Origin of the sequence: Burkholderia sp. AU31624 (assembly GCF_020420065.1) — a bacterium.
In the GTDB taxonomy this organism is placed as follows: Bacteria; Pseudomonadota; Gammaproteobacteria; order Burkholderiales; family Burkholderiaceae; genus Burkholderia.
In genome coordinates this window covers 868,356-892,544 of sequence record NZ_JAIZRT010000003.1, presented here as the reverse complement: position 1 = coordinate 892,544, position 24,189 = coordinate 868,356, and the positions used below count along the sequence as shown (strand labels likewise).

General features: G+C 68.9%; 24 protein-coding genes. 19 read left to right on the top strand and 5 right to left on the bottom strand.

Annotation, left to right across the window (positions count from 1 at the left end; all coding sequences use genetic code 11):
* Window positions 1-2 precede the first annotated feature (2 nt).
* The 4 genes from LGM89_RS14420 to flgA all read right to left on the bottom strand — a co-directional run bounded on the left by LGM89_RS14420 (window position 3) and on the right by flgA (window position 3,779).
* A complete protein-coding gene (locus LGM89_RS14420; RefSeq protein WP_226273282.1) occupies window positions 3-1,358 on the bottom strand; it encodes an SGNH/GDSL hydrolase family protein in 1,356 nt (451 codons plus the stop codon).
* A 165-nt stretch (window positions 1,359-1,523) separates the two neighbouring features.
* The gene (locus LGM89_RS14415) at window positions 1,524-1,964 is read right to left on the bottom strand and encodes a flagella synthesis protein FlgN (protein ID WP_089431819.1); all 441 of its coding nucleotides are present in this window, start codon (window positions 1,962-1,964) and stop codon (window positions 1,524-1,526) included.
* A 71-nt stretch (window positions 1,965-2,035) separates the two neighbouring features.
* A complete protein-coding gene (flgM, locus tag LGM89_RS14410) occupies window positions 2,036-2,365 on the bottom strand; it encodes a flagellar biosynthesis anti-sigma factor FlgM (protein ID WP_089426519.1) in 330 nt (109 codons plus the stop codon).
* 118 nt (window positions 2,366-2,483) lie between these two features.
* Entirely contained in the window at window positions 2,484-3,779 is a 1,296-nt protein-coding gene (gene flgA, locus LGM89_RS14405) for a flagellar basal body P-ring formation chaperone FlgA (protein ID WP_226273281.1), read from the bottom strand.
* 204 nt (window positions 3,780-3,983) lie between these two features.
* Here flgA and flgB point away from each other — a divergent pair, with 204 nt between their 5' ends.
* The 13 genes from flgB to LGM89_RS14340 all read left to right on the top strand — a co-directional run bounded on the left by flgB (window position 3,984) and on the right by LGM89_RS14340 (window position 17,511).
* The gene (flgB, locus tag LGM89_RS14400) at window positions 3,984-4,472 is read left to right on the top strand and encodes a flagellar basal body rod protein FlgB (protein ID WP_039369170.1); all 489 of its coding nucleotides are present in this window, start codon (window positions 3,984-3,986) and stop codon (window positions 4,470-4,472) included.
* 40 nt (window positions 4,473-4,512) lie between these two features.
* Window positions 4,513-4,938 carry a flagellar basal body rod protein FlgC gene (gene flgC, locus LGM89_RS14395; protein ID WP_011353470.1) on the top strand — a complete coding sequence of 142 codons (426 nt, stop codon included), beginning with the start codon at window positions 4,513-4,515 and terminating at the stop codon, window positions 4,936-4,938.
* 44 nt (window positions 4,939-4,982) lie between these two features.
* Entirely contained in the window at window positions 4,983-5,732 is a 750-nt protein-coding gene (locus LGM89_RS14390; RefSeq protein ID WP_089495795.1) for a flagellar hook assembly protein FlgD, read from the top strand.
* Between the two features lie 33 nt (window positions 5,733-5,765).
* The gene (flgE, locus tag LGM89_RS14385) at window positions 5,766-7,007 is read left to right on the top strand and encodes a flagellar hook protein FlgE (protein ID WP_089495794.1); all 1,242 of its coding nucleotides are present in this window, start codon (window positions 5,766-5,768) and stop codon (window positions 7,005-7,007) included.
* A gap of 19 nt (window positions 7,008-7,026) precedes the next feature.
* Entirely contained in the window at window positions 7,027-7,785 is a 759-nt protein-coding gene (gene flgF / locus LGM89_RS14380) for a flagellar basal-body rod protein FlgF (protein WP_089426515.1), read from the top strand.
* A gap of 34 nt (window positions 7,786-7,819) precedes the next feature.
* Window positions 7,820-8,608, top strand: coding sequence for a flagellar basal-body rod protein FlgG (gene flgG / locus LGM89_RS14375; protein WP_069249069.1), 789 nt, complete (start codon window positions 7,820-7,822; stop codon window positions 8,606-8,608).
* A 20-nt stretch (window positions 8,609-8,628) separates the two neighbouring features.
* Window positions 8,629-9,321 carry a flagellar basal body L-ring protein FlgH gene (flgH, locus tag LGM89_RS14370; protein WP_089495793.1) on the top strand — a complete coding sequence of 231 codons (693 nt, stop codon included), beginning with the start codon at window positions 8,629-8,631 and terminating at the stop codon, window positions 9,319-9,321.
* 5 nt (window positions 9,322-9,326) lie between these two features.
* Complete coding sequence (locus tag LGM89_RS14365; protein WP_089495903.1) at window positions 9,327-10,511, top strand: flagellar basal body P-ring protein FlgI; 1,185 nt, start codon at window positions 9,327-9,329, stop codon at window positions 10,509-10,511.
* Window positions 10,512-11,495, top strand: a complete 984-nt coding sequence (gene flgJ / locus LGM89_RS14360) for a flagellar assembly peptidoglycan hydrolase FlgJ (RefSeq protein ID WP_226273280.1) — start codon at window positions 10,512-10,514, stop codon at window positions 11,493-11,495.
* A gap of 220 nt (window positions 11,496-11,715) precedes the next feature.
* Window positions 11,716-12,471: a flagellar brake protein gene (locus tag LGM89_RS14355; protein ID WP_089431814.1), complete on the top strand. Its 756-nt coding sequence runs from the start codon at window positions 11,716-11,718 to the stop codon at window positions 12,469-12,471.
* A 197-nt stretch (window positions 12,472-12,668) separates the two neighbouring features.
* Window positions 12,669-14,651, top strand: a complete 1,983-nt coding sequence (flgK, locus tag LGM89_RS14350) for a flagellar hook-associated protein FlgK (RefSeq protein WP_226273279.1) — start codon at window positions 12,669-12,671, stop codon at window positions 14,649-14,651.
* A 22-nt stretch (window positions 14,652-14,673) separates the two neighbouring features.
* Window positions 14,674-15,915 carry a flagellar hook-associated protein FlgL gene (gene flgL, locus LGM89_RS14345; RefSeq protein WP_089495790.1) on the top strand — a complete coding sequence of 414 codons (1,242 nt, stop codon included), beginning with the start codon at window positions 14,674-14,676 and terminating at the stop codon, window positions 15,913-15,915.
* A 288-nt stretch (window positions 15,916-16,203) separates the two neighbouring features.
* Window positions 16,204-17,511 (top strand): solute carrier family 23 protein, encoded by a 1,308-nt coding sequence (locus tag LGM89_RS14340; protein WP_226273278.1) that lies wholly within the window; start codon window positions 16,204-16,206, stop codon window positions 17,509-17,511.
* A 58-nt stretch (window positions 17,512-17,569) separates the two neighbouring features.
* Here the strand turns inward: LGM89_RS14340 and LGM89_RS14335 are convergent, their stop codons facing one another.
* On the bottom strand, window positions 17,570-18,454 hold the full coding sequence (locus LGM89_RS14335; protein WP_089495786.1) for a transcriptional regulator GcvA: 885 nt from the start codon (window positions 18,452-18,454) through the stop codon (window positions 17,570-17,572).
* A 96-nt stretch (window positions 18,455-18,550) separates the two neighbouring features.
* Here LGM89_RS14335 and LGM89_RS14330 point away from each other — a divergent pair, with 96 nt between their 5' ends.
* The 6 genes from LGM89_RS14330 to gor all read left to right on the top strand — a co-directional run bounded on the left by LGM89_RS14330 (window position 18,551) and on the right by gor (window position 24,150).
* On the top strand, window positions 18,551-19,189 hold the full coding sequence (locus LGM89_RS14330; protein ID WP_226273277.1) for a chromate transporter: 639 nt from the start codon (window positions 18,551-18,553) through the stop codon (window positions 19,187-19,189).
* Window positions 19,186-19,713, top strand: a complete 528-nt coding sequence (locus LGM89_RS14325) for a chromate transporter (protein WP_089495784.1) — start codon at window positions 19,186-19,188, stop codon at window positions 19,711-19,713. Before LGM89_RS14330 ends, LGM89_RS14325 begins: the two co-directional genes overlap by 4 nt.
* A 57-nt stretch (window positions 19,714-19,770) precedes the next feature.
* Window positions 19,771-20,469, top strand: a complete 699-nt coding sequence (locus LGM89_RS14320) for a YoaK family protein (protein ID WP_089495783.1) — start codon at window positions 19,771-19,773, stop codon at window positions 20,467-20,469.
* Between the two features lie 350 nt (window positions 20,470-20,819).
* Window positions 20,820-21,941, top strand: coding sequence for a porin (locus tag LGM89_RS14315; protein ID WP_034190325.1), 1,122 nt, complete (start codon window positions 20,820-20,822; stop codon window positions 21,939-21,941).
* A gap of 375 nt (window positions 21,942-22,316) precedes the next feature.
* Window positions 22,317-22,547: a hypothetical protein gene (locus LGM89_RS14310; protein WP_069249385.1), complete on the top strand. Its 231-nt coding sequence runs from the start codon at window positions 22,317-22,319 to the stop codon at window positions 22,545-22,547.
* A gap of 244 nt (window positions 22,548-22,791) precedes the next feature.
* Entirely contained in the window at window positions 22,792-24,150 is a 1,359-nt protein-coding gene (gene gor, locus LGM89_RS14305) for a glutathione-disulfide reductase (protein ID WP_226273276.1), read from the top strand.
* Window positions 24,151-24,189: the final 39 nt, after the last annotated feature.

Here is a 24,189-nt window from a genome sequence, read left to right as displayed (position 1 = left end):
GCTCAGTTCAGCAGGCGTGCCCGCACGAACGGCGCGATCCGCTCGGCGAGCCACGCGTGCGTGCGCGTGGTCGGGTGCAGCGTGTCCCAGAACACGAAGCGCGCCGGATCGCGGCAGTCCGCACGCGGCGTCTGCGCGCTCAGGTAGGTGAGCGACGACGGTTTCGGGATGTCGAGGCATGAACGCTTCGCATCGTCGAAGCCGTACTGGGCCGGGTGGCTCAGCAGGTCGTCGAACAGCGCATACGCGTCGAATACCTCGAGCCGCAGCGTCGCGCCGTAGCGGGCGCGCAGCGCGGCGGCCGCGTCCGCGAGGCGCTGGTTGTAGTCCTTCACCTGCGCGGCGACGCTCGCGGTGTCGCTGCGGGTCGCGAACACCGGCGCGCGCGACACGTCCGGCAGCGTGACGAGCATGATCCGCGTCGCGCCGGCCGCGGCAAGCCGCTCGAGGCTGTCGCGCACCGCATTCGCCGCCTGCTCGGGCGAGCGCCCGTAGTTCACCAGGTCGTTGCCGCCCGCGAACACCGCGAACAGCGTGTTGGCGGGCCGGTAGTCCGGCGCGCGATCCATGTATTCGCGCCACGAGTCGATCTGCTGCACGAGGCCCGGCACGACGAGGTGCTGGTCGGTCGCCGCGCCGCCGATTGCCCAGTTGTAGAACGGCAGCCGCAGCGTATTGGCGAGATATTCGGCCCACACCGGGCCGTTGCTGAAGCGCCCCGCATTCCAGCTCGTGCCGTTCGGCAGCTTCCACTGGCTCGCGTTGAACATGTTCTGCGTGTCGGACAGGCTGTCGCCGAACACGATCAGCTTGTTGACGCGCGCGTCCTGCTGCGCGGCGTCGATGGTCCACACCGTGTAATTGAACGACAGCGCGTTGTTCGCCGCGACCGCCTGCACGAGGTCGGTCTTGATGCCTTTCGCGGCCAGCGTCTTGCGGCACACGTCGGCGAGCGTGTCCTGCGGCGTCGTGCTGTAGAACATGTTCTTCCACTGCGTGATGCCGTCCGCCCACCAGTAGCCCGACACGCGATACCAGTCGCCGCCGGCCGGGTTGCGCGCCCATTCGTAGGTCGCGGCCGGCTTCAGCGGGTCCGCGTCGAGCCGGTACCAGCAGCGCAGGTACGTGTAGGTGTCGGAGCCGCGGCGGGACGCGCGCGGCGTGGCGCCGGGCGGACTCGAGGCGGCCGGCGGCACGATGTCGGGGCCGGCCGGCGACAGCGACATGTCGCCCGTCGGCGTGGGCAGCGGCGCGGGGCCGGCGGCCTGTGCGGCGGGGAGCGTCAAGGCGGCGCCCAGCGTGGCGACAGCGGACACGGCGGCGACGCGGGATGAAAACGGAATGCGGAAAGTTGGCATGCGGCCCTCTTCTGATTGTTGTGACGGGACGGCGCGCGGCTGCGCGACCGTGTATCGGAAGGGACCGTGGGTGCCGGGCTCGGGCCCGGTCTGTCGAAACGTGACGTGCCGCGAACGGCGGGGAAAGTACGGTGGTGGCGGCGCTGCCGCCGATCAGTCAGTGCTTCAGCGCGTGAGAGCCGACACGCGGCCGTCGGCGCCGTAGATGCCGGCCGGTGCGGGCGCCGAGCGCAGTACCGCGAGCGCGCGCTCGTTGTAGTCCATCCGGATCCGGATCAGCATCCCGTTGTTCGCGTTGGCCTGGCGCGCGCGTTCGGCGGACTGCTGCAGCAACTGCCAGCGGCCGGCGAGGCGGGCATCGCGCTCGGCGGCCTGGTCCATGCCCTTCTTGCCGGCCGGAAAGCCGAGTGCGGAAAGCTGCGTGTCGCGCGTGCGTTCGAGCTGCGCGAGCCGGTCGATCAGCTCGCTTTTCTTCTCGACGATCCCGGGCAGCATCTCGAGCGGCTGCGCCATCGTCAGCGCCTTTTCCTCGTACGCGAGCAGGGACGCGAACGCCTCGACCGTCGCATGTTCGTCATTGACCGTGGCCAGCAGCTCTTCTCTCATCGCGTCGTGCTCGTCGCGCCGGCGCGGGGAGCGCCGGCAAACCGGGGGGGGCGGGCCTCGCGAGGCCCGCTTCAGTTGCCCGGGCGCTGCTGCTGCAGCAGCTCTCGGGCGGTATTCAATACGCCGTCGGCGATCTTGTTCGCGTCGATCGTCAGCGTGCCGTTGTTCAGCGCGTCCTTGATCGACTGGACCAGGCCCGTGTCGATATCGCCGTTGCCGGACGCGGATACCGAGCGCAACTGGCCGGACAGACCCGACAGGTTCACGCTCCGGTCGCCGCCGGTCGACCCCGCATCGGCCGCCTGCGCGGACGAAGACGAGGCCGTGCCGGATTGCGCACGGGTCGCGCCGTTGCCGGTCGGCGCCAGGGGGCTCGGGTTCGGAGTGGAATCGATCTTCACGATGGGTTTCCTGTTCGGTTTGACCCAGATAACGGCCGGGTCGGCCCGAACTTTAGCATCGCGAGCCCGAAATGCCCCGAATAAACAATTCTTTACATTCTTGCCGCGAGATCCGTCCCTATAGCGGAATTTCCACGGTGCCGGCGTCCTTGACGATCGCCGTGACGATCTGGCCCGCCGCCATCCGCACCCGTACCGACTGGCCGGGCGCCGCATTCGCCAGCGCGCTGCCCTCGGCCGAAATCGTGAAACCGGGCCCGGCCGCGACCACCCGCACCGTCTGGCCGGCCGACACCGACGCCGCGCTCTTCAGCAGGTCCTGCCGCAGCGGCAGCCCGGCCGAGATGCGCGCTAGCGCGGTCGCGCCGATCGCCTGCGCCGGATCGGTGATCACCGCGAGCGGCAGCACGGTCAGGTCGCCGTCGCGGGCGACCAGGTCGGCCGCGGAAAGCGGCTCGCCGGGCGCGATCTGGCGCGCGGCGACGTAGTAGGTGGCCTGCACGGTGACTTTCGCCTGCAGGTAGACGGTCCACGGCCGCTCACCCGCGCAGCGCACGCCGACCGTCGTGCGGCCCCACAGGCGCGCGCCGGTCGGCATGAACGGCTCGAGCGTCGTGCACGCGGCGAGCCCGCGCGGAAACGCGGTCGTGACCGTCGTGGTGGTCTTGCCGGGCAGGCCCGCGACCTGCTGCTGCAGGAACGCGAGGGCCGTGCGGCGGATCGACTCGGGATCCTGCTGGCCGGGCGGCGTCGCGGGCTGGGCTGCATTCGCCGCATTGGCCGCATTGGCCGCATTGGCCGCGTTGGCGACATTGGCCACCGGGGCCGGGTTCGCGGAAACCGGGACGGCGCGCGGCGCCGGCGCGGCGGACGCGGCGCGGGCCGCCGCCAGGCGCGCGGCCATGGCCGGCTGCGGGGCCGGCCGTACGGGATTCGATGCGGGTTCGGCCGTGCCGGCGACGACCGTCGCGATCGCGTTCGGATCGGCGGCGCGCGGCGCGCCATATCCGGTTCCGGCGTTCATGCGGGCGGCTGCGTAGACAGGGCGCGGCACCGGGGCTGGCGCAGGCGCCGGGACGGTCGTCACGACCATCGTGCCAGCCGGTTGCGCCGCGTAGCCGGCGCCGGACGCGCCGGCGGCGGCACCTGCACCCGCGCCGCTCGCGGCACGACCCGTGTCCGGCGCCAGGCCCGAACCCGGCGCCGTCGCCGCATTCCCGCCGAACTGCCCGCCGCTCGCCGCATTGGCGTGCGCGAGCGCGGTTTCGGCCGTCTCGCCGCGCCCCGGAATCACGATCATCGCGTCGTCCGCGTGCGCGGCCGGGGCGGCGATCCACAGCGCCGCGGCGAGCGCAAGCGCACGCCGGACGTGCGTGAGCCGCCCGTTCCTTCCGCGAAGTGCGCTGCCAGTCATCGCCGTATCCCCGATCCGTTGCTCCGCTTCGCATTCTAGGGAGCGGGGCGGTCGCGCAAACGATGAATAGAGGGGGCCTTTGCCGCGTTATTCGCCCGATTGCCGGTTGCGTCCGGCGCCTACCATCGCTGTCATGGAAAAAAGCCTCTCGAGTCGCCATCCGGCGCGAGGGGCGTGCAGCGCTTCATACGGAGAGACGCACACATGCTGGACAAACTCGATGCGGAATTCGCGTTCGGCCGACAGGCGCTGGACGTGCGCGCCTACCGGCAGGAACTGCTGTCGTCGAACATCGCGAACTCCGACACGCCCGGCTACCAGGCCCGCGACGTCGATTTCGCGTCGACGCTCGCGCGCTCGCTGAAGCAGGCGGGCGGCGGCCTCGCGCCGAGCAACGCGGCGCAACTGCCGATGGCGCAGCCGGCCGGCGTGACGAACGGGATGTCGATGGTGTCGACGGCGGCGGGCCACATGGCCGGCACCGCGAAGCTGATCCCGACGGGCGGCCCGTCGGACGACTACGGCCGTGCGCAGTACCGGATGCCGCTGCAGCCGGCGCTCGACGGCAACACGGTCGATCTCGACGTCGAGCGCGTGCAGTTCGCGAACAACGCGCTGCACTACCAGACCGGGATGACCGTGATGACCCAGCAGATCAAGGCGATGATCGCCGCGATCACGTCGAACCAGTGACGGCGCGCACCGCCGCCGAATCCGAGCAAAAGGAGCTTCCATGCCCTCGTTGATGAACATCTTCGGCGTCGCCGGCTCGGCGCTGTCCGCGCAGTCGCAGCGCCTGAACGTCACCGCGTCGAACCTCGCGAACGCCGACAGCGCGACCGGCCCCGACGGCAAGCCGTACAAGGCCAAGCAGGTCGTGTTCGCGACCGACCCGATCGGCGGCGCGCGCACCGCGTCCGGCCAGGGCGTGGGCGGCGTGCGCGTGACGAAGGTGATGGACGACCCGTCGCCGATGAAGTCGACCTACGACCCGTCGAACCCGGCCGCCGATTCGAACGGCTACGTGCAGATGCCGAACGTCGATCCGGTGCAGGAGATGGTGAACATGATCTCGGCCTCGCGCTCGTACCAGGCCAACGTCGAGACGCTGAACACCGCGAAGACGCTGATGCTCAAGACGCTGACGATCGGCTCGTAAGCCGCGCCGACCGACCTTACCGACCCGACAGAAGGCCACCCAGGATGACTTCCTCCAGCACGACGATCGGCAGCAACGGCACCAACGTGTCGAACCTGCCGACCGACACGATGAACACCAACAAAGTGTCGACCAACGGCACGTCGGCGAGCGACCTGCAGGCGACGTTCCTGAAGCTGCTCGTCACGCAGCTGCAGAACCAGGATCCGACCAGCCCGGTCGACAGCTCGCAGATGACGTCGCAGCTCGCGCAGATCAACACGGTGAGCGGCATCGCGCAGCTGAACACGTCGCTCACGTCGCTGTCCTCGCAGCTCACGGCCGGCCAGCAGACGCAGGCCGCGCTGCTGATCGGCACGAACGTGCTCGCGCCGGGCAACGCGGTCGCGGTGAAGAGCGGCGCGGCGTCGCCGTTCGGCGTGTCGCTCGCGAATTCGGTGTCGAACCTGACGATCACCGTGAAGAACGCGGCGGGCACCGTGGTGAACACGATCAACGCGGGCGCGCAGTCGGCCGGCACGGTGCCGTTCAACTGGACGCCGACCGACGCGGCGGGCAACGCCCTGCCGGACGGCAAGTACACCGTCAGCGCGTCGTACACCGACAGCAACGGCACGCCGCAGCCGGCCACGACGCTCGCGGCGTCGACCGTGCAGAGTGTGATCAAGCAGGCGGACGGCACGGCGGGTCTCGTGCTGTCGAACGGCACGACCGTGGGGCTGACCCAGGTTGCGTCGATTTTCCCGAACACCACCGCGTCGCCGCCATCGGGCAGCGGCACCACCTCCAACTGATACTGATCGAGCAATCTCGAAACGGAGACCGAAATGGGTTATCAACAGGGTCTGAGCGGCCTCGCGGGTGCATCGAACGCGCTCGACGTGATCGGCAACAACATCGCGAACGCGAACACGGTCGGCTTCAAGTCGAGCACCGCGCAGTTCGCCGACATGTATGCGAACTCGGTCGCGACGTCGACCAACACGCAGATCGGTATCGGCACGTCGCTGAACGCGGTGCAGCAGAACTTCGGCCAGGGCACGATCAACACGACGAGCTCGTCGCTCGACGTCGCGATCAACGGCAACGGCTTCTTCCAGATGTCGAACAACGGCGTGACGACCTACTCGCGCGACGGCACGTTCCAGCGCGACAAGAACGGCTTCATCGTCGACTCGCAAGGCCGTAACCTGATGGGCTATGCGGCCAACGGGGGCGGCGTGATCAACACCGCGCAGACCGTGCCGCTGCAGGCGCCGACGACCAACATCGCGCCGACCGCGACGACCAAGATCGGCGCGCAGTTCAACCTGAATTCGCAGGACGCGGTGCCGGCCAAGACGCCGTTCAGCGCGACCGACAACACGACCTACAACTACTCGACGTCGATCCAGGTGTACGACTCGCTCGGCGGTTCGCAGGCGGTCAACATGTACTTCGTGAAGTCCGCGGCCGGCACGTGGGAAGCGTACGCGGGCGTGCAGGGCGGCGCCACGACGGATCTCGGCACGGTCACGTTCGACGCGTCGGGCGCGATCAAGAGCACGACCACGGGCACGCCGCCCACGCCGACCACGTCGGTCGGCCAGTTCCAGTTCACGGTGCCGAACACCGACGGCTCGGCGACGCCGCAGAGCCTCACGCTCGACCTGACCGGCACGACGCAGTACGGCGGCAAGAACGGGGTGAACAACCTCGCGCAGGACGGCTACGCGAGCGGCACGCTGACGACCTACACGATCGGCACCGACGGCAAGCTGACCGGCAACTACTCGAACGGCCAGACCGCCGTGCTCGGCCAGATCGCGCTCGCGAACTTCAACAACCCGAACGGGCTGGTGAGCCTCGGCGGCAACCAGTACGCGGAAAGCTCCGCGTCGGGCGTGCCGCAGATCTCGGCGCCGGGCAGCACGAACCACGGCAAGCTGCAGGGCAGCGCGCTGGAAAACTCGAACGTCGACCTCACGTCGCAGCTCGTCAACCTGATCACCGCGCAGCGCAACTACCAGGCGAACGCGCAGACGATCAAGACGCAGCAGGCCGTCGACCAGACGATCATCAACCTGTAAGCGCGGATAACGGGCAGCCATGGACCGACTGATCTACACGGCGATGACGGGTGCGTCGCAGTCGCTCGACCAGCAGGCGGTGGTCGCGAACAACCTCGCGAACGCGTCGACGACGGGCTTTCGCGCGCAGCTCGCGACGTATCGCGCGGTGCCGATGAATTTCGGCGACGGCAGCACGAGCGACCCGACGACGACGCGCACCTACGTGCTCGCGTCGACGCCCGGCGCCGACTACACGCCGGGTCCGATCACGCGCACCGGCAACCCGCTCGACGTCGCCGTGCAGGGCGCGGGCTGGCTGGCGGTGCAGGCGGCCGACGGCAGCGAGGCGTACACGCGCGCCGGCAACCTGCACGTCGACGAGAACGGCCAGCTCGTCAACGCGAGCAACCTGCCGGTGGTCGGCAACGGCGGCCCGATCTCGGTGCCGCCGAACGCGGAAGTGACGATCGGCAAGGACGGCACGATTTCCGCGCTGATGCCGGGCGACCCGCCGACGGCGGTCGCGATCGTCGACCAGATGAAGCTCGTGAATCCCGACCCGGCCACGCTCACGCGCGGCAACGACGGGCTGTTCCGCACCGCCGACGGCAATCCGGCCGACGCCGACCCGAACGTGGTCGTCACGCCGAATTCGCTCGAAGGCAGCAATGTGAACCCGGTGACCGCGATGGTCGCGATGATCGACAACGCGCGCGCGTTCCAGCTGCAGTCGAAGCTGATCCAGACGGCCGACCAGAACGAGCAGACGGCGAACCAGCTGCTCAATTTCAGCTGAGCGCCCGCGCCACCCTACGCAGGAGAACTGACAAGTGAACCGTTCGCTCTACATCGCCGCCACCGGCATGAATGCGCAGCAAGCGCAGATGGACGTGATTTCGAACAACCTCGCGAACACCAGCACGAACGGCTTCAAGGCGTCGCGCGCGGTGTTCGAGGATCTGCTGTACCAGACCATCCGCCAGCCGGGTGCGAACTCGACGCAGCAGACGGAACTGCCGTCGGGCCTGCAGCTCGGCACCGGCGTGCAGCAGGTCGCGACCGAGCGCCGGTACACGCAGGGCGGCCTCACGCAGACCGGCAACGCGAAGGACGTCGCGATCAACGGCGCGGGTTTCTTCCAGGTGCTGATGCCGGACGGCACGAACGCGTACACGCGCGACGGCGCGTTCCAGACCAACGCGCAGGGCCAGCTCGTCACGTCGAGCGGCTACCAGGTCCTGCCGGCGATCACGATCCCGCAGAACGCGACGTCGCTGACCATCGGCAAGGACGGCGTCGTGACGGTCACGCAGGCGGGCTCGACCAATTCGGTGCAGATCGGCTCGCTGCAGGTCGCGACCTTCATCAACCCCGCCGGCCTCGAGGCGCGCGGCGAGAACCTGTTCTCCGAGACGACGTCGTCGGGCGCGCCGAACGTGTCGCAACCGGGGCTGAACGGCGCGGGCACGCTCAACCAGAACTACGTCGAAGCGTCGAACGTGAACGTCGTACAGGAGCTCGTCAACATGATCCAGACGCAGCGTGCCTACGAGATCAACAGCAAGGCCGTGACGACGTCCGACCAGATGCTGCAGACCGTCACGCAGATGAAGAGCTAACCGGAACACCCGCCGTCGCCATGAAGCAGGTTCGCCTCCTCCCGTCAGCCACCGTCCGCGCCGCATGCGCGGTCGCGGTGGCGGCGTTCGCCGCCGGTTGCGCGCAAATTCCGCGCGATCCGATCATCCAGCAGCCGATGACGGCGCAGCCGCCGACGCCGATGTCGATGCAGGCGCCCGGCTCGATCTACAACCCCGGCTACGCGGGGCGGCCGCTCTTCGAGGATCAGCGTCCGCGCAACGTCGGCGACATCCTGACGATCATGATCGCGGAGAACATCAACGCGACCAAGTCGTCGGGCGCGAACACGAACCGGCAGGGCAACACCGACTTCAACGTGCCGACGGCCGGCTTCCTCGGCGGGCTGTTCGCGAAGGCGAACCTGTCGGCGGCCGGCAACAACAAGTTCGCGGCGACCGGCGGCGCCAGCGCGGCGAACACGTTCAACGGCACGATCACGGTGACCGTCACCAACGTGCTGCCGAACGGCAACCTCGTGGTCAGCGGCGAGAAGCAGATGCTGATCAACCAGGGCAACGAATTCGTGCGCTTCTCGGGGGTCGTCAACCCGAACACGATCTCGGGCGCGAACTCCGTCTACTCGACGCAGGTCGCCGACGCGAAGATCGAATACTCGGCGAAGGGCTACATCAACGAAGCCGAGACGATGGGCTGGCTGCAGCGCTTCTTCCTCAACATCGCGCCGTGGTGATGACGATGCAGAAGACGCTTCTCGACCGCCTGTCTGCCCGCGTGCACGCCGCCGCGCGGCTCGCCGTCGCGTTCGTGGCCGTGGCCGCGGCGTGTGGTTTCGGCGCGGCGCCCGCGCACGCGGAACGCCTGAAGGATCTCGCGCAGATCCAGGGCGTGCGCGACAACCCGCTGATCGGCTATGGCCTCGTCGTCGGCCTCGACGGCACGGGCGACCAGACGATGCAGACGCCGTTCACCACGCAGACGCTCGCGAACATGCTCGCGAACCTCGGCATCTCGATCAACAACGGGTCGGCCAACGGCGGCGCGTCGCAGCTGAGCAACATGCAGTTGAAGAACGTCGCGGCCGTGATGGTGACCGCCACGCTGCCGCCGTTCGCGCGGCCGGGCGAGGCGCTCGACGTCACCGTGTCGTCGCTCGGCAACGCGAAGAGCCTGCGCGGCGGCACGCTGCTGCTGACGCCGCTGAAAGGCGCGGACGGCCAGGTCTACGCGCTCGCGCAGGGCAACATGGCGGTCGGCGGCGCCGGCGCCAGCGCGAACGGCAGCCGCGTGCAGGTGAACCAGCTCGCGGCCGGCCGGATCGTCGGCGGCGCGATCGTCGAGCGTTCGGTGCCGAACGCGATTGCGCAGATGAACGGCGTGCTGCAGCTGCAACTGAACGACATGGACTACGGCACCGCGCAGCGAATCGTGTCCGCGGTCAACTCGAGCTTCGGCCCGGGCACCGCGACGGCGCTCGACGGGCGCACGATCCAGCTCGCCGCGCCGGCCGATTCGGCGCAGCAGGTCGCGTTCATGGCGCGGCTGCAGAACCTCGACGTCAGCCCGGACAAGGCCGCGGCGAAGGTGATCCTGAACGCGCGCACCGGCTCGATCGTGATGAACCAGATGGTCACGCTGCAGAGCTGCGCGGTCGCGCACGGCAACCTGTCGGTCGTCGTCAACACGCAGCCGGTCGTGTCGCAGCCGGGGCCGTTCTCGAACGGTCAGACGGTGGTGGCGCAGCAGTCGCAGATCCAGCTGAAGCAGGACAACGGCGCGCTGAAAATGGTGACGGCCGGCGCGAATCTCGCCGACGTCGTGAAGGCGCTGAACACGCTCGGCGCGACGCCCGCGGACCTGATGTCGATCCTGCAGGCGATGAAGGCCGCCGGCGCGCTGCGCGCCGACCTGGAGATCATCTAAATGGCAGCCAGTCTCCCGAACGCGAACGACCTCACGCAGCGCTTTGCGCTCGACGTGCAGGGTTTCGACGCCCTGCGCGAGCAGGCCAGGCAATCGCCGCGGGCCGGTGCGAAGGCGGTCGCCGGCCAGTTCGACGCGATGTTCACGCAGATGATGCTCAAGAGCATGCGCGACGCGTCGCCCGACGGCGGGCTGTTCGATTCGCATACGTCGAAGATGTACACGTCGATGCTCGACCAGCAGCTCGCGCAGCAGATGTCGACGCGCGGGATCGGCGTGGCCGACGCGCTGATGAAGCAGCTGCTGCGCAATGCGGGGCAGGGCGCGGGCAGCGACACGGCAGCCGGCGTCGGCGCGGCCGGGCTGGGCGCGGACGGCTTCGGCGCGTCCGGCAACGAAGGCGGCCTCGCCGCGATGAACGCGATGGCGAAGGCCTACGCGAACTCGGCCAACAACGGCGGGCTCGCCGGCACGCGCGGCTATTCGGCCGGCAGCGCGCTGACGCCGCCGCTGAAGGGCGCGAGCGGCGTGCAGGACGCCGACGCGTTCGTCGACCGGCTCGCGGGCCCCGCGCAGGCGGCCAGCGCGTCGACCGGCATCCCGGCGCGCTTCATCGTCGGCCAGGCCGCGCTCGAATCGGGCTGGGGCAAGCGCGAGATCCGCGCGACCGACGGCTCGACGAGCTACAACGTGTTCGGCATCAAGGCGACCAAGGGCTGGACCGGGCGCACGGTGTCGGCGCTGACCACGGAATACGTGAACGGCACGCCGCGCCGCGTGGTCGCGAAATTCCGCGCGTACGATTCGTACGAGCACGCGATGACCGATTACGCGAACCTGCTGAAGAACAACCCGCGCTACTCGGGCGTGCTGAGCGCGAGCCGCAGCGTCGAAGGCTTCGCGCACGGGATGCAGAAGGCCGGCTACGCGACCGACCCGAACTACGCGAAAAAGCTGATCTCGATCATGCAGCAGATCGGCTGACGGCCCCCGTCGGCGCCCGCCTGTTGCACCCTCTGGACCGCGCCCGGCAGCCCGCCGCGCGCGGTTTCAACGTTTGCGCGAAAAAAATCCCCAATTCGATCTAAACTTTCGGTCAGCACTGCCGCTAAGTGTGAGAGACCTGCGACCGGGCCCCCGTTCTGGCCCGGTTTTATTGCGCACCGGTTGCCCGGGCGCCCATGACAAGAATGACCGGCTAGCCATGAATATCGAAACGTCGACGGACCCCAGCCTGGATGCAGGCCACTCCGGGCCCGACTATGCCCGCCGCAATCCGCTGGAAATCGGCGTGCAGCTGCGCAACCTCGTCAATCGCGGCGATTTCCTGACCGTCCAGTACCCGGGCGGCCAGCTCGTCACGCGCCTGCTCGAGGTGGATGTCGGCGCGCGGACGTTTACGTTCGACTGGGGTGCGCTGGCGGAGCAGAACGCCAGCATCCTCGGCGCGTCGCACTGCACGTTCGCGGCCGCGCCGGAAGGCGTGCGCGTCGAATTCTCCACGGGCACGCCGCGCGAGACGCGCTACGAGGGGCTGCCCGCGTTCGTCGCCGATTTCCCCGACGTGCTGATGTGCATCCAGCGCCGCGAATATTTCCGCGTCGATGCGCCGATCGTCGATCCGTTCCTGTGCCGCGGCAAGCTGCCGGACGGCGAAAGCTTCCTGTTCGAGGTGCATAACCTGTCGCTCGGCGGCGTGGGGCTGCGCACGGCCGACGAGCGCGTCGAGGCGCTCGAGGTCGGCACGCTGCTGCCCGACGTCGAGCTCGAGCTGACCGGCCACGGCAAGCTGTCGCTCGACCTGCAGCTCGTGTCGCAGCGTTCGACGCAGATGCCGAACGGGTCGCGGCGCTACCAGCTCGGCTTCCGCTACATGTCGCTGCCGGGCAGCGCGGAAAACACGCTGCAGCGGCTGATCACGCAGCTCGAGATGAAGCGCCGCTCGCTCGCGCGGGCCTGACGCGCTGGCGGCGGCCGGCCCCGCCCGGGGCGGCCCGCACGGCGTTTGCGGCACCCTCGGCCGTACGCCCGTACCGGCGACGCGCACGTGCGCGTCGCGCGTGCATTTTTTCCTCAATTTTTTCGATCGGCGGCCGTTATACCGGGAGTCACGCAACCCGGCGGCCGCGACGCGCGGCCGGCTCATCAGGATCGCGCATGTCCAACACACTCATGAACCTCGGCGTCAGCGGCCTGAATGCCGCGCTCTGGGGCCTCACGACGACCAGCAACAACATCAGCAACGCGGCGACGCCCGGCTATTCGGTCCAGCGGCCCGTGTATGCGGAAGCGAGCAGCCAATACTCGGGCAGCGGTTACATGCCGCAAGGCGTGAACACCGTCACCGTGCAGCGGCAGTACAGCCAGTACCTGAGCGACCAGCTGAACACCGCGCAGACGCAGGGCGGCGCGCTGTCGACGTGGTACACGCTCGTCGCGCAGCTGAACAACTACATCGGCAGCCCGACGGCGGGGGTCTCGACCGGGATCACGAACTACTTCACCGGGCTGCAGAACGTCGCGAACAACGCGTCCGACCCGTCGGTGCGGCAGACCGCGATCAGCAACGCGCAGACGCTGGCCAACCAGCTCAACGCGGCCGGCCAGCAGTACGACGCGCTGCGCCAGAGCGTGAACACGCAGCTCACCAGCACCGTGTCGCAGATCAACACGTACACCGCGCAGATCGCGCAGCTGAACCAGCAGATCGCGGCTGCGAGCAGCCAGGGGCAGCCGCCGAACCAGCTGCTGGATCAGCGCGACCTCGCGGTGTCGAACCTGTCGGGCCTCGCCGGTATCCAGGTCGTGCGCAACGACAGCGGTTACAGCGTGTTCATGTCGGGTGGCCAACCGCTCGTCGTCGCCGACAAGAGCTACCAGCTGGCGGCCGTCACGTCGCCGTCGGATCCGAGCGAACTGACCGTCGTGTCGCAGGGGATCGCCGGCGCGAAGCCGCAGGGGCCGAACCAGCCGTTGCCCGATTCGTCGCTGTCGGGCGGCACGCTCGGCGGCCTGCTTGCGTTCCGCAGCCAGACGCTCGACCCCGCCCAGGCCCAGCTCGGCGCGATCGCGACCAGCTTCGCCGCGCAGGTCAACGCGCAGAACGCGCTCGGCATCGACCTGTCGGGCAACAAGGGCGGTAACCTGTTCGCGACGCCGTCGCCGACCGTGTACGCGAACCAGGGCAATACCGGCAACGCGTCGCTGTCCGTGTCGTTCGCGAACGCGTCGCAGCCGACGACGAGCGACTACACGTTGTCCTTCGACGGCGCGAACTACACGCTGACCGACCGCGCGAGCGGCGCGGTGGTCGACCAGAAGGCGGGGCCGATGCCGGTTTCGCTCGGCGGCCTGAATTTCTCGATCCCGTCGGGCTCGATGAGTGCCGGTGACAAGTTCACCGTGCTGCCGACGCGCGGCGCGCTGAACGGCTTCAGCCTCGCCATGACGAGCGCGTTGGCGATCGCGGCAGCCTCGCCGGCGGTCACGTCGGCGGCGAGCACCAACACCGGCACGGGCAAGATCACGCTGGGCGGCGTCACCGCGGGCTATCAAGTGCCGACGACCAAGCTGACCTATGACGCGACGGCGAAGACGCTGACGGGTTTCCCGGTCGGCACCACGGTGACGATCGGCACCACGCCGCCGACGTCGGTCACGATCAACAACCCGACGGACACCGTCCCGTACGACCCGGCGGCCGGCGCGACGATGACGATGTCGGGAACGGCCGCGGGCGCGCTCAACGGCGTGAGCGTCACGCTGTCCGGCGCCCCGGCGACCGGCGACTCGTTCACGATCGGGCCGTATGCGGGCGGCACCAGCGACGGCTCCAACGCGCTCGCGCTGTCGAAGCTGGTCAACGCGAAGGCGTTCGGCAACGGCACGACGACGCTCACGGGCGCGTATGCGAGCTACGTGAACGGCATCGGCAACACGACGACCCAGCTGAAATCGTCGAGCGCCGCGCAGACCGGGCTGATCGGCCAGATCACCCAGGCGCAGCAGTCGGTGTCGGGCGTGAGCACGAACGAGGAAGCGGCCAACCTGATGCAGTACCAACAGTTCTACCAGGCGAACGCGAAGGTGATCCAGACGGCGGCGACGCTGTTCCAGACCGTGCTCGGCCTGTTCAATTGACCGGATTCGAGGGATAGAAGCGATGCGGATTTCCAGCGCCCAGTTCTTCCAGCTGAACGTTTCACAAATGAACGATCAGCAGGCCCAGCTTGCGCAGCTGTATCAGCAGATCTCGAGCGGTGTGAGCCTGCAGACCGCGGCGGACAATCCTGCCGGCGCGGCGCAGGCCGTGCAGCTGTCGATGACGTCGGCGACGCTGTCGCAGTACGCGACCAACCAGAGCGCGGCGCTCGCGTCGCTGCAGGCCGAGGACCAGACGCTGCAGAACGTGAGCACCGTGCTGACGAACACGCAGTCGCTGCTCGTGCGCGCCGGCGACGGTTCGATGTCCGACAGCGACCGCTCGGCGCTCGCCACGCAGCTGCAGGGTTACCGCGACCAGTTGATGACGCTCGCGAACACCAACGACGGCGCGGGCAACTACCTGTTCGCCGGCACGAAAAATTCGGCGGCGCCGTTTTCGACGACGGCGAGCGGCAGCGTCGTCTATGTCGGCGACACCGGTACGCGCCAGGTGCAGATCGCCGATTCGAGCACCGTGTCGCAGGGCGACACGGGCGCGGCCGTCTTCATGTCGGTGCCGGCGATCGGCAGCTCGCCGGTGCCGTCGGCCGGCGCGGGCAACACGGGCACCGGCACGATCGGCGCGGTCACGGTGACGAACCCGTCGATCGCGACGAACGGCCATCAGTTCTCGATCAAATTTGGCGGCACGGCCGCCGCGCCGACCTACACCGTGACCGACAACTCGGTCACCCCGCCCACCACCACGCCGGCGCAGGCCTATTCGTCGGGCTCGGCGATCTCGCTCGGCGGCGGAATGACGGTGGCGGTGTCGGGCACGCCGGCCGCCGGCGACACGTTTGCCGTTGCGCCGGCGCCTCAGGCGAGCGGCGGCTCGGACGTGTTCTCGACGCTCGACGCGATGATCGCGGCGCTGAAGACGCCCGTGACGGGCAACGCGGTGGCGGGCGCGGCGCTGAAGAACGCGCTGATGACCGGCTCGACCAAGCTGGGCAACACGATGCGCAACGTCACGACGATCCAGGCATCGGTCGGTGGCCGCGAGCAGGAAGTCAAGGCGATGCAGGCCGTCAACCAGACCGCGTCGCTGCAGGTCACCAGCAACCTGTCCGACCTGACGAGCACCAACATGGTGACGACGATCAGCCAGTTCCTGCAGGTGCAGAACGCGCTGACGGGCTCGCAGAAGGCGTACGCGCAGTTGCAGAACCTGTCGCTGTTCCAGTACATCAACCCCTGATGTCAGCCGCGCCGGCCGCGATGTGAGCGCCCGCTTGCGTCGCGGCCGGCACCGATCGCCGCCCGCGCTGGTTCCCGCGCAGGCAGGCGCTTCATCGAGGCGCGCCATCGTGCCCCGTTTCGCACACGCGGCAAGCCGCGCAACGTGCTCGCCGGCGCCGCTCGGCGGCCCGCTTTTCCGCCCCGTTGTCGGCCTGCTTGCCAGCCCCATTTCCGCTCCGTAAACTCGCGCCAGATTCCAGACCGGCGCATCCTCCGCAGCCGGCGACCGACAGGAGCCCTTTTCCCCATGTCCGATTCCTACTTCCCGCGCTGGCGGGTGCAATCGACCGGCGCGGCCTCGCGCGTGGTCGGCCCCGACGAGCGCCTCGCGTGGCCGCAGATGGTCGCGATGGGCGTGCAGCACGTCGTCGCGATGTTCGGCTCGACCGTGCTCGCGCCGCTGCTGATGGGCTTCGACCCGAACCTGTGCATCTTCATGTCGGGCGTCGGCACGCTGCTGTTCTTCGTGCTGGTCGGCGGCCGCGTGCCGAGCTACCTCGGCTCGAGCTTCGCGTTCATCGGCCTCGTGATCGCGGTGACCGGCTACGGCGGCAGCGGCCCGAACCCGAACATCCCGGTCGCGCTCGGCGGGATCGTCGCGTGCGGCGTCGTGTACGTCGCGCTCGGCCTGCTGGTGCAGGCGATCGGCACGCGCTGGATCGAGACGCTGATGCCGCCCGTCGTGACCGGCGCGGTGGTCGCGGTGATCGGGCTGAACCTCGCGCCGATCGCGGTCAAGGGCGTGTCCGCATCGACCTTCGAATCGGTGATGGCGCTCGTCACCGTGCTGTGCGTCGGCGGCGTCGCGGTGTTCTCGCGCGGCATGGTGCAGCGCCTGCTGATCCTCGTCGGGCTGGTGATCGCCTACGCGATCTACGCGGTCGCGACCAACGGGATGGGGCTCGGCAAGCCGATCGATTTCTCGATCGTCGGGCAGGCGGCCTGGTTCGGGGTGCCGAGCTTCCGCGCGCCGGTGTTCGATCCGCACGCGATGCTGATGCTCGCGCCGATCGCGGTGATCCTGGTCGCCGAGAACCTCGGCCACATCAAGGCCGTCAGCGCGATGACGGGCGCGAGCCTCGATCGCTACGTGGGCCGTGCATTCATCGGCGACGGGCTCGCGACGATCGTGTCGGGCAGCGTCGGCGGCACGGGCGTGACGACCTACGCGGAGAACATCGGCGTGATGGCCGTCACGCGGATCTACTCGACGCTCGTGTTCGCGGTCGCCGCGGTGATCGCGATCGTGCTCGGCTTCTCGCCGAAGTTCGGCGCGGTGATCCAGACGATTCCGGGCCCGGTGCTCGGCGGCGTGTCGATCGTCGTGTTCGGGCTGATCGCGGTGACGGGCGCGCGGATCTGGGTCGTCAACAAGGTCGACTTCTCCGACAACCGCAACCTGATCGTCGCGGCCGTCACGCTGGTGCTCGGTGCCGGCGATTTCTCGCTGAAGATCGGCGGCTTCGGGCTCGGCGGGATCGGCACCGCGACGTTCGGCGCGATCATCCTGTACGCGATCCTGCGCAAGGAAAAGGAACCTGGCCCGGTGGTCTGAGCGTTCGGCGGGCGGTGTGCCGCCGCCCGCGTCATCTTGTGCGTCGACCGTCGACGCGCTACGCGCCGACGTTCGACTGCGTCTGCAGCCACGCGCAGAACTGCGCGACGAGCGGATCGTCCGCCGGTGCGCGCGGCGCGATCCACCAGTAGCTGCGCGTCGCGATGCGCGGCCCCTCCAGCGGCATCACCAGCCGGCCGCTCGCGAGCTCATCGTCGATCAGCGGCAACGGGCCGAGCGCGACGCCCAGGCCGTCGACGGCCGCCTGCAGCGCCAGGTAGAAGTGGTCGAACGACTGCCGCTTGCGCCCCTTCATCGCCACGCCGGCCGCCGCGAACCAGTCGCGCCAGCCTTCCGGCCGCGTATCCGAATGCAGCAGCACATGGCGCGCGAGATCGTCCGCACGCGCGATCGGCGCGCGCTTGAGCAGTGCGGGGCTGCAGACGGGAATCACGCTTTCGTCGAGGAAGTGGCCGCTCGTGCAGTTCGGCCAGTGGCCGGGGCCGCGCCGGATCGCGACATCGAAGCCGTCGAGCGTATCGAGCGGCGCATTCGACGTCGACAGCTTCAGCTCGACGTTCGGCACGTCACGCTGGAACCGGGACAGGCGCGGCAGCAGCCATTTCATCGCGAAGGTCGGCAGCGCATTGATGCGCAGCACGCGTGCCGCGCCCGTGTTGCGCAACTGCTCGGTCGCGCGCGCGATGCTGTCGAATGCCGCGCGCACGGTGTCGAGGTAGCGGCGGCCTTCGTCGGTGAGCTTCACGCGCTTGCCGTAGCGGTGGAACACCGGCTTGCCGAGCCAGGCCTCGAACCCGGCGATCTGCCGGCTGATGGCACCGTGAGTCACATGCAGCTCGTCGCCGGCGGCGCTGAAGCTTTCATGTCGTGCCGCGGCTTCAAAGGCCCGAAGCGCGGAAAAGGGCGGGAGATCGCGTGCCATGCTTGTGATTCTAGATCACAAGGGCGCGCCGATAAAATCGTTTTGCCGGCATGCCGAACGGCGGTAACCTCGGTTCACCGTTTGATAAGGAACCCCATGCAATCCGCTTCTCCGCCGGCCGCGCCGCCGCCGGCCGCCTCGCCCCGCGGCGTCGGCCTCGCCGAGCTGTTCACCGGTTTCCTGTCGCTGGGCCTCATGTCGTTCGGCGGCGCGCTGCCGTTCGCGCGGCGCACCATCGTCGAAGAGCGCAAGTGGCTCTCCGCCGACGAATTCACCGATCTGCTCGGGCTGTGCCAGTTCCTGCCGGGCGGCAACGTGATCAACCTGTCGGTGGCCGTCGGCATGCGCTTTCGCGGCGTCGCCGGCGCGTTCGCCGGCATTCTCGGGCTGATCGCGGGCCCGACGCTCGTCGTCGTCGCGCTCGGCGTGCTGTACGCGAAGACGCAGAACGATCCGCGCGTGCAGCACCTGTTCGCGGGGCTGGCCGCGGCGGCGGCCGGGCTGCTCGTCGCGATGGCCGTGAAGGTCGTGAAGCCGCTGCGGCATGCACGTGCGGCAGCCGGCATCGCGGTGCTCGCGTTCGTCGCGATCGCGGTGCTGCGCATTCCGCTGTTGACCACGATGCTCGTGCTGACGCCCGTCAGCGTGTGGTTCGCGTCGCGCCGCCGCGACGCGGGCACGCCGCAGCCGGCGCCGGCCGCGGCGCGCGACGCGCAGCGAGGAGGCCGGCCATGACCGACACGCTGATCGCCATCGCGACGATCTTCAGCCAGTTGTCGCTGCTTGCGTTCGGCGGCGGCAACACGATCCTGCCGGAGATGCAGCGGCAGGTCGTCGACGTCCATCACTGGATGAGCGCGCACGAGTTCACCGCGCTGTTCGCGCTGGCCCAGGCGGCGCCCGGGCCGAACATGATGATCGTGTCGCTGGTGGGCTGGCACGTGGCCGGCTGGAGCGGGCTGCTGGTCGCGTCGCTCGCGAAGTTCGGGCCGTCGTCGATCGTCACCGTGCTCGCGCTGCACGCGTGGGAGCGCTTTCGCGACCGGCCGTGGCGCCGCTACGTGCAGCAGGGGATGATGCCGGTCACCGCCGGGCTCGTCGCGGCGAGCGCGGTGCTGATCTCCGAGGCGTCGAACCGCACCGCGATCCAGTGGGGCATCACGGCCGCGTGCGCGGTGCTCGCGTGGCGCACGCGCATTCATCCGCTGTGGCTGCTCGCGGGCGGCGCGCTGATCGGGCTCACGGGCATCGGGCAATGACCGGCGCACTTTGACCGCCCGTGCGCCATACTGGCGCGAATCTTCACGGGAGGCTCGATGGATCTCGACGGCGCCAGCCGCAATCTCACTGTCGCCGCGTTGCTGACGCTGTCCGGCGGCTACCTCGACGCGTACACGTATGTCGGCCACGGCCACGTGTTCGCGAACACGATGACCGGCAACGTCGCGCTGCTCGGCATCAACCTGTCGGCCGGCGATTGGGCCGCCGCGCTGCATCACGTGCCGCCGCTCGTCGGCTTCACGCTCGCGGTGTTCGTCGCGCACCTGCTCGGGCTTGCCGCGCAGCGCGGCTGGATGAAGCACACGGCGTTCGCGAGCCTGCTCGTCGAGATCGCTTTTCTCGGCGTCGCCGCGAGCGGCCTCGTCGGCGCGTCGAGCGCGTGGCTGATTCCGGGCATTTCGTTCGTCGCGACGCTGCAGACGCTGTCGTTCACCCATCTCGAGGAACTGTCGTACACGTCGGTGATGACCACCGGCAACCTGCGGCGCGCCGCGCAGAAGCTGTTCGTCGGGCTGATCCCGCGCTACGACGCGGGGGCGCTGCACGACTCGGCGCTGCTCGCGACGATCAGCTTCTGCTTCCTGGCCGGCGCGGTGGTCGGCGGCCTCGTCACGCGGCTCGCGCCGGAGGTCGCGCTGTGGGGCGCCGTGCTGCTGCTCGTCGGTGCGTTCGCGGAGATCGTGCGGCGCGCGTGGCGCCGGCACTCGGCCGACGGCGGGCCGGCCGCGGCGTGACCGCGCATCCCGCGGGCGCACCGGTGCGTGCGCTCCGGGGGCACCCTTGCGTCCGCCCGTTCCGCGGCACCTGCCGCGCGACCCTTACAGACCCGACGCACCGTCAGCCGCGCGAGCGGCCGCTGCCGTGCGGCGCCCGATGCCGCCCGCTGCCCGCCGGACGCGCGTTGCCGCGCGCAACGTTGTGCGCGGGCGACAGTTCCGCCGTTACCGCACATTTCAATTTCTTTCAGCGATTGCACTCGTCATATGATTCAGCCCACATCGCGCGCGCCAAGAACGTGAGCGATCGCCACCCGGTTGCGCACGCGGCCGGCCATGAATGGAGACACCTACAAAAGGGAAAGCTCATGAAGCAGACCACCCGACTCGCAGCCATCGCAGGGGGCGCCGCGCTCGCATTTGCCAGCCAGTACGCGGCCGCACAAAGCTCGGTCACGCTCTGGGGCGTCGCCGACGCCAGCATCCGTTACCTGACCAACGCCAACGCCAAGAACGACGGCCTGCTGTCGATGACCAACGGCGCGATCACGAACAGCCGCTTCGGCATCTACGGCACGGAAGACCTCGGCGGCGGCCTGAAGGCCGTGTTCAACCTCGAGAGCGGCGTGAACCTGCAGAACGGCGCGTTCGCCGACAGCGGCCGCCTGTTCAACCGCGCAGCGTACGTCGGCCTGCAGAGCCCGTACGGCACGGTGACCCTCGGCCGCCAGAAGACGCCGCTGTTCGACCTGCTGTCGGATACCTACGATCCGCTGACGGTCGGCAACTACCTCGAAAACGCATGGCTGCCGGTCGCACTCGGCGGCGGCCTGTATGCGGACAACCAGATCAAGTACACGGGCAAGTTCGACGGCCTGACCGCGAAGGCGATGTACTCGACCGGCACCAACTACGAATCGACCGGCGCGGGCGGCTTCTCGGGCCAGATCCCGGGTTCGCTCGGCAAGGGCAATGCGTGGGGCGTGTCGCTGTCGTACGTGATGGGCCCGCTCAGCATCGCGGCCGGCGCGCAGCAGAACAGCGACAACTCGGCGCGCAAGCAGACGATCTACCACGCGAACGTCGTGTATGCGTTCAGCAAGGCGAAGATCTACGCGGGCTACCTGCGCTCGAAGGACGACACGGGCTTCGTCGACAGCCTGCTCGCACAGCAGACGATTCCGGTCGCGAAGGGCACCGGCCGGATCGACGACGGCCCGTTCGCGGGCGTGAGCTGGCAGGTCAGCGCGCCGCTGACGCTGACGGGCGCGTTCTACTACGACCACATGCGCAACGCGATGACCACCAATGGCACGCTCGCGAGCGGCAACCGCTACGCGATCGTCGGCATCGCCGAGTACGCGCTCAGCAAGCGCACGGAAGTCTACGGCACCGTCGACTTCAACAAGACGAACGGCGCGGCGAACGTCGAGCTGCCGGGTCGCAGCAACCAGACCGGCATCGCGATCGGCCTGCGCAATATCTTCTGACGAACGTCGGAACGCATCGGCCGGCAGTCGTCCGGCCTGCATCGAAGGGGCGCCGCGAGGCGCCTCTTTTTTTTCGTCATGCGAGCTTCATACACGCGCACGACTATTCGGCGAATGCTTCATCACGAGACCCCCGCGCCGTAAGGGTTTCGTCGGTAATCCAGAACATACTTTTACAGTGCGCGCGCAGGCTTTCCGCTACGCTGCGTGCATCGCCCGTTGCGTGCCGCCTGGCGCGCGCGTGCGTCGTTCCGGTTGCGCTCGGCGAGTGCGGCCGGCCTGGTGCGTAACTTGTGTATCCGGTGATGACAATCGCGGTCCGCCGGTTTTTTTCGTGGGACGATGCGCTCACGATTTTCTTGAAAGGGGATGACGATGGGTATCCTGAACACCGTGGGTGAAATCGCTGGCGCGGTCGCGGCTGTCGAAGGCGCGGAAAAGCTGGATCCGGATGCGGGCCTGCTGACCAAGGCGGCCGCCGCCGTCGCCGGCTTCAAGGGTGCGGAAGCGATCGAAGGCATGCTCGAGAAGAAAAAGGAAGACCAGCCCGAACAGGCTGCAGACGACACGCAGGCGACGGACGGCAGCGACACGTCGCAGGCATGAGCATGGCGGCTGGTCCGTCCGTGGGCGCGCCCTTCGCGCGCCCGGGCGGACCGGTGCCGCGCAGCCGGCAGGTCGGGCATGCGGTCGATCGGTGACGCATGACACACCCGGCAGCTGGTTTGACCGGCGAGAGGCAACGTCTCTCGCCGTTTTTTATGGGGCGCGCGCCGGGCTGCACCGTGCGCCGCAAGCATCCCGGATTCTTGCTATCGTGCCGTCATCCGAACTGCGATGAGGGAATGCGATGGATTTCGACTACGACCTGTTCGTCATCGGCGCCGGCTCGGGCGGCGTGCGGCTCGCACGCATGTCCGCGTCATACGGCGCGCGTGTCGGCATAGCGGAAGAAGAGCAGATCGGCGGCACCTGCGTGCTGCGCGGCTGCATTCCGAAGAAGCTGCTCGTCTACGCATCGCACTACCCGCATGAAGTCGAGGACGCGAAGGGCTTCGGCTGGCGCTTCGGCGCCGGCACGCTCGACTGGCCCGCGCTGATCGCCGCGAAGGATCGCGAGATCAACCGGCTCAGCGACATCTACATCAACCTGCTGCGGCAATCGGGCGTCGAGATGCACGTGGGGCGCGCGACGCTCGTCGATGCGCATACGGTCGCGATCGGCGAACGCACGATCCGCGCGCGCCACATCGCGATCGCGACCGGCTCGCGCCCGTCGATGCCGGCGCGGCCCGGCATCGAGCATGCGATCACGTCGCGCGAGGCGCTGTCGCTTGCCGCGTGCCCCAGGCGCATCGCGGTGGTCGGCGGCGGCTATATCGCGGTCGAGTTCGCGGGCATCTTCAACGGCTTCGGCAGCCACGTCGACCTGTTCTATCGCGGCGAGAAGATCCTGCGCGGCTTCGACGACGACGTGCGCCAGTTCCTGACCGACGAGATGACGAAACAGGGTGTCACGATCCATGCACGCTCGGTGATCGAGTCGATCGAGCGCGCGGACGACGGCACGTTGAGCGTGCGCGTCGGCGCTGCACGACACGGGCCATACGATCAGGTGCTGTATGCGACCGGCCGCGTGCCGAACGTCGACGGCCTCGGGCTCGAGCAGGCGGGCGTGATGCTCGACGCGCGTGGCGCGATCGCCGTCGATGCGTATTCGGCGACGTCGGTGCCGTCGATCCATGCGATCGGCGACGTCACGTCGCGGCCGCAGCTCACGCCGGTCGCGACGCGCGACGGCGGCCTGCTCGCCCGCACGCTGTTCGGCGGGTCGCGCGTCGCGGCGGATCACGAATGGGTGCCGTCGGCGGTGTTCAGCCAGCCCGAGGTCGCGACGGTCGGGTTGACCGAGTCGACCGCGCGCGACCTGTACGACGGCGACGTCGATATCTACCGCACGTCGTTCAAGGCGCTGCGCCATACGCTGTCGGGCCGCGACGAGCGCACGCTGATGAAGCTGGTCGTCGCGCGCGACAGCCAGCGCGTGGTTGGCGCGCACATGGTCGGCCGCGATGCGGGCGAGATCATCCAGGGCATCGCGATCGCGATTCGCGCGGGTGCGACCAAGGCGCAGTTCGACGACACGATCGGCATTCACCCGACCGCGGCCGAGGAGTTCGTGACGATGCGGCAGAAGGTGGCGGATTAGCGGGCGCGTCAGCGCACGGCGGCAACGGAACGGCTGCGC

Coding starts and splice junctions, on each gene's coding strand:
- LGM89_RS14420 (WP_226273282.1), bottom strand. CDS start 1,358: ATGCCAACTTTCCGCATTCCGTTTTCATCCCGCGTCGCCGCCGTGTCC.
- LGM89_RS14415 (WP_089431819.1), bottom strand. CDS start 1,964: ATGAGAGAAGAGCTGCTGGCCACGGTCAATGACGAACATGCGACGGTC.
- flgA (WP_226273281.1), bottom strand. CDS start 3,779: ATGACTGGCAGCGCACTTCGCGGAAGGAACGGGCGGCTCACGCACGTC.
- flgB (WP_039369170.1), top strand. CDS start 3,984: ATGCTGGACAAACTCGATGCGGAATTCGCGTTCGGCCGACAGGCGCTG.
- flgC (WP_011353470.1), top strand. CDS start 4,513: ATGCCCTCGTTGATGAACATCTTCGGCGTCGCCGGCTCGGCGCTGTCC.
- LGM89_RS14390 (WP_089495795.1), top strand. CDS start 4,983: ATGACTTCCTCCAGCACGACGATCGGCAGCAACGGCACCAACGTGTCG.
- flgE (WP_089495794.1), top strand. CDS start 5,766: ATGGGTTATCAACAGGGTCTGAGCGGCCTCGCGGGTGCATCGAACGCG.
- flgF (WP_089426515.1), top strand. CDS start 7,027: ATGGACCGACTGATCTACACGGCGATGACGGGTGCGTCGCAGTCGCTC.
- flgH (WP_089495793.1), top strand. CDS start 8,629: ATGAAGCAGGTTCGCCTCCTCCCGTCAGCCACCGTCCGCGCCGCATGC.
- LGM89_RS14365 (WP_089495903.1), top strand. CDS start 9,327: ATGCAGAAGACGCTTCTCGACCGCCTGTCTGCCCGCGTGCACGCCGCC.
- flgJ (WP_226273280.1), top strand. CDS start 10,512: ATGGCAGCCAGTCTCCCGAACGCGAACGACCTCACGCAGCGCTTTGCG.
- LGM89_RS14355 (WP_089431814.1), top strand. CDS start 11,716: ATGAATATCGAAACGTCGACGGACCCCAGCCTGGATGCAGGCCACTCC.
- flgK (WP_226273279.1), top strand. CDS start 12,669: ATGTCCAACACACTCATGAACCTCGGCGTCAGCGGCCTGAATGCCGCG.
- flgL (WP_089495790.1), top strand. CDS start 14,674: ATGCGGATTTCCAGCGCCCAGTTCTTCCAGCTGAACGTTTCACAAATG.
- LGM89_RS14340 (WP_226273278.1), top strand. CDS start 16,204: ATGTCCGATTCCTACTTCCCGCGCTGGCGGGTGCAATCGACCGGCGCG.
- LGM89_RS14335 (WP_089495786.1), bottom strand. CDS start 18,454: ATGGCACGCGATCTCCCGCCCTTTTCCGCGCTTCGGGCCTTTGAAGCC.
- LGM89_RS14330 (WP_226273277.1), top strand. CDS start 18,551: ATGCAATCCGCTTCTCCGCCGGCCGCGCCGCCGCCGGCCGCCTCGCCC.
- LGM89_RS14325 (WP_089495784.1), top strand. CDS start 19,186: ATGACCGACACGCTGATCGCCATCGCGACGATCTTCAGCCAGTTGTCG.
- LGM89_RS14320 (WP_089495783.1), top strand. CDS start 19,771: ATGGATCTCGACGGCGCCAGCCGCAATCTCACTGTCGCCGCGTTGCTG.
- LGM89_RS14315 (WP_034190325.1), top strand. CDS start 20,820: ATGAAGCAGACCACCCGACTCGCAGCCATCGCAGGGGGCGCCGCGCTC.
- LGM89_RS14310 (WP_069249385.1), top strand. CDS start 22,317: ATGGGTATCCTGAACACCGTGGGTGAAATCGCTGGCGCGGTCGCGGCT.
- gor (WP_226273276.1), top strand. CDS start 22,792: ATGGATTTCGACTACGACCTGTTCGTCATCGGCGCCGGCTCGGGCGGC.